Annotated in this window: 3 protein-coding genes and 1 pseudogene; 3 read left to right on the top strand and 1 reads right to left on the bottom strand. The window is 63.5% G+C overall.

What is annotated here, in order from left to right; genetic code table 11:
* The first annotated feature begins 291 nt into the window (after window positions 1–291).
* Together ACT6Y9_RS09220 and ACT6Y9_RS09215 are read left to right on the top strand one after the other, a co-directional pair.
* A complete protein-coding gene (locus tag ACT6Y9_RS09220; protein WP_443744310.1) occupies window positions 292–1,590 on the top strand; it encodes an adenylosuccinate synthase in 1,299 nt (432 codons plus the stop codon).
* 106 nt (window positions 1,591–1,696) lie between these two features.
* Window positions 1,697–2,221, top strand: a complete 525-nt coding sequence (locus ACT6Y9_RS09215; RefSeq protein ID WP_295479969.1) for a phosphoribosyltransferase — start codon at window positions 1,697–1,699, stop codon at window positions 2,219–2,221.
* Window positions 2,222–2,303: 82 nt separating this feature from the next.
* Here the strand turns inward: ACT6Y9_RS09215 and ACT6Y9_RS09210 are convergent, their stop codons facing one another.
* On the bottom strand, window positions 2,304–2,768 hold the full coding sequence (locus ACT6Y9_RS09210) for a hypothetical protein (protein ID WP_295479967.1): 465 nt from the start codon (window positions 2,766–2,768) through the stop codon (window positions 2,304–2,306).
* Between ACT6Y9_RS09210 and ACT6Y9_RS09205 the strand changes: the two are divergent.
* Window positions 2,767–3,987 (top strand): annotated as a pseudogene (locus tag ACT6Y9_RS09205) (AAA family ATPase); the annotation flags it as partial. The gene ACT6Y9_RS09210 and the pseudogene ACT6Y9_RS09205 overlap by 2 nt on opposite strands.

Genomic DNA, 3,987 nt, shown 5'->3' with positions numbered 1-3,987 from the left:
CCTGTGACTTACCGTCGGTAACCCTCCGGCGCTAACAGCCGGCGCGGACCGCCTTCGGGCGCTTCTGGCGCCGGCTGTGCTATCTTGACGGTTGCGTCCGCGGCCGTCTCAGACGTCCGCTCTCTACATGTGTCCGGCTGTTCCTGCCGTGCAGCCCGCGTCTCCTCTGCCCAAGCGGAGGCGCCTGCGCGTACGGGCGGCGGCGCGCCCTCCTGAAGCTTCAGGGCGCGCCGGTCTGCGAAAGCGCAGTCCGGACGGATTTTTTTGTGAGAGCTTCTTAAAGGTATTCAAATGGGCAAGAATGTTGTCGTGATCGGCGCTCAGTGGGGCGACGAAGGCAAGGGCAAGATCGTCGACTGGCTTACCGAGCGCGCCGCCGGCGTGGTTCGCTTCAACGGCGGACACAATGCGGGCCACACGCTCGTCATCAACGGCAAGAAGACCATCCTGCGCCTCATCCCCTCGGGCATCATGCACGCGACGAGCGTCTGCTACATCGGCAACGGCGTCGTCTTCTCGCCCGAAGCCTTCTTCCGCGAAATCGATGAGCTCATCGCCGTGGGCGTCCCGAACGTCGAGGGGCGTCTGCGCGTCTCCGGCAACTGCCCGCTCATCATGCCGTACCACATCGCGCTCGACCAGGCCCGCGAAGCCGCGCTCGGCAGCAAGAAGATCGGCACGACCGGCCGCGGCATTGGCCCGGCCTACGAAGACAAGGTCGCCCGCCGCACCGTGCGCGTCGCCGACCTCTATCATCCCGAGCGCTTCGCCGAACAGGTCCGCGCCGTGATGAAGCTCCACAACTTCGTTCTTGAGAAGTTCCTCGGCGCCGAGCCGCTCGATCCCGAAGCCGTGATCAAGCAGACGCTCGCCTACGCCGAGCGCCTGCGTCCCATGGTGACCGACGTCTCCGAGCGTCTGCACGAGGAGATGGATGCGGGCAAGCAGTTCCTTTTCGAGGGCGCCCAGGGCTCGATGCTCGACATCGACCACGGCACGTATCCGTACGTCACGAGCTCCAACACCGTCGCGGGTTCGGCCTGCGCGGGCGCCGGCGTCGGTCCCGAGAAGCTCAACTACGTCCTCGGCATCACGAAGGCCTACTGCACGCGCGTCGGCGAGGGTCCCTTCCCGACCGAGCTCCTCGACGAGACGGGCGAGGCGCTGCGCCAGAAGGGCAACGAGTTCGGCGCCGTCACGGGGCGTCCCCGCCGCTGCGGCTGGTTTGACGGCGCTGCGCTGCGCCGTGCGGTCCAGATCAACGGCATCACGGGGCTTGCCGTGATGAAGCTCGACGTTCTCGACGGCCTCGAGACGATCAAGCTCGGCGTCGGCTACCGCTACGAGGGCGAAGTCCTCAAGGTGATGCCCTCGGGCGCCGACGCGGTCGCCAAGTGCGAGCCGATCTACGAGGAGTTCCCGGGCTGGAAGGAGAGCACCTTCGGCGTCACCGACTGGGATCAGCTCCCCGAGTCCGCCCGCAAATACCTCACGCGCCTCTCCGAGGTTGCGGGCGCTCCGATCGCGCTCGTCTCCACGGGTCCGGACCGCGCGCAGACGATCCTTCACACGGATCCCTTCGCCGACTAAAATAGCGGGCTGAAAACTGAACCCAAGCGGGCGGCAGGCTGAACCTTGCCGCCCGCTTGCTGTTTTTTTTTCTTCCCTCCACCCTCCGACATCGACGGCAAATTCCATGTCCGACAAAACCTACAGCTGGGACGAGTACATCCGCCTCAATGAAAAGCTCGTGTGCCAGGTCGCCAAGAGCGGCTGGCAGTTCGACTGCATCATCTGCCTCTCGCGCGGCGGCATGCGCCCGGGCGACTTCTTCAGCCGCGTCTACGACATGCCCCTCGCGATCCTCGCGACGAGCTCGTACCGTGAGGCGAAGGGCACCGTCCAGAGCGACCTCGACATTGCCGAGTGCATGACGGGCCTCTCGACGCTCAAGGGCCGCGTGCTGCTCGTCGACGACATGGTCGACTCCGGCAAGACCATCAAGGAAGTGGTCGCCCACCTCAAGAAGCGCTATCCCGAGATCACCGAGATCCGCGTGGCCGTGCTCTGGCACAAGGCCCACTCGGTCTTCAAGCCTGATTGGGCGGTTGAGTACCTCGAGGACAATCCCTGGATCCACCAGCCGTTCGAGTGCTACGACTCCCTTGGGCCCGCGAACCTGATCGCGCGCGTCGAGGCCGAAGAGAAGGCCGGCAATTAAGGGGCCGGAAACGTCCGCGCACTTCCTTCTTGAAGGGCGCGGTCCGCTCAGTCCTTCCGCCAGAGGGCGGCGTCGTGAGGAGCTACTCCTCGGGCGCCGCCTTTTTTGCGTCCGCTTCGAGCGGCTCGACGCCGAGCGTGAGGCGCCAGCCCAGCGCGGCGAGAGCGGCGTTGACGGCGTCGATCTTCGTCGCGTGCTCGAGCCGATAGAGGCGCTGCGCCTCCTGCGAGGTGATGCCGAGGCGCCGCGCGATCTCCGCGGGGTAGGCGCCCGACTCCTCGGACTTCGCGACGAAGAGGAGCTTGGCGGCGAGCGACGGCAGCACCCGCGCGACGCCTTCGCCCGCATGCGCGCGCCGCTCTTCGGGAAGGCGCCCGGCCTTGATCCGCGCGGCGAGCGCCGCCGTGATCCGACCGCTCATCTCCGCCGCCCCTTCGGCGGTGGTCGCGGCGGCGAAGTCCGCCTCCGGGAGCTCCGGGAAGCGGTAGTGGTAGCCGTCGGTGCGGCGTTCGATGCGGTAGCGGTAGCTGAGGGGAATCTGGGGCATGGCGCTCTGGGAGCGGAGTCGTGAGGCGGATGGTTCATTGTGCCTCAGAGGGGACGAGGCAGAAACGGGCTACACTCGCCGTAGTTCGACCTTCCGCTCCCCCGGCGAGCAACGCGGCGAAGACCGCGCCGGGCACCTTATTGCGCCTGAATGTGATTCCATGTCTGATCCTCTGATGCCGTTGCCTTTGGGCACCTCGACCTTTTCCGCGTTGCGGGCAAGCGGAGAAATCTACGTCGACAAAACTGCACAGATTTTTGAGCTCGCCCACCTGCGGGCCAAGGTGTTCCTTGCCCGGCCCCGGCGGTTTGGGAAATCGCTGCTCCTCTCAACCTTCGCATCGTTGTTCGCTCATGGACTCCGGGATTTCACCGGGCTCGACATTGAAAAAAATGGCGCGACGACGTCTATCCGGTGGTGCGGCTGGACTTCTCCGGCGCAACGACCTTCCGTTCGGCCGAGCAGTATCACGTTCTGTTCACGAGCCTTGTGAGGATCGGATTCGCGCCGCTCGGATTCTGCTTTGATGAGAGGTCGTCCGTTCCCTTCGGCCTTCAGCTGCGTGAGTGGCTTTCCGGCCTGGCGGACAACTCCATCGTTCTTCTGATCGACGAATACGACGCCCCTCTGACGGAACATCTGGACAACAAGGAGGCGTTCGAAGTCGTCAGGGAGGAAATGAACGACTTCTTCAAAACATTGAAGGAGTGCGAGGGCTGCCTTCGTTTTTTCTTCATGACGGGCATCACGAAGTTCAGCAGTGCGAATATTTTTTCGGCCTTCAATAATCTGAACGACATCTCCCTCAATCCGCGCTACGGCACGCTGCTCGGTTGGACCGAAGAGGAGCTGCGTGCAAACTTCAGGGCCTACATCAACAGGGCGGCGTTGGAGAACGGAGTCGGCGATGAGGAGATTCTTCGAGGGCTGCAGGAGAACTACGACGGCTTCTGCTTTGACTTGAAGGCCGCCTCACATGTGTTCTGCCCATGGTCCGTTCTAAATTACCTGCAATATCCTGAACTTGGCTTTGAGAACTACTGGTATGAAAGCGGTGGGAAGCCTTCCGTGCTGATGAAGTACCTCGCCAATCACGCTTTGGCTTCACCTCAGTCCTTTGATGCCGTGCAGCAGGTGAATGTCGTCGATCTCAAATCCGCGAATCGGTACGATGATGTTTCGTTGGTGGTTCTCCTCACGAAATCCGCCGCAGGAAGCC

It is taken from the genome of Sutterella sp. (assembly GCF_052272535.1).
Taxonomy (GTDB): Bacteria; Pseudomonadota; Gammaproteobacteria; order Burkholderiales; family Burkholderiaceae_F; genus Sutterella.
Note: the sequence above shows the minus strand (reverse complement) of the source record. Positions and strands in the feature narration are given on the sequence as shown.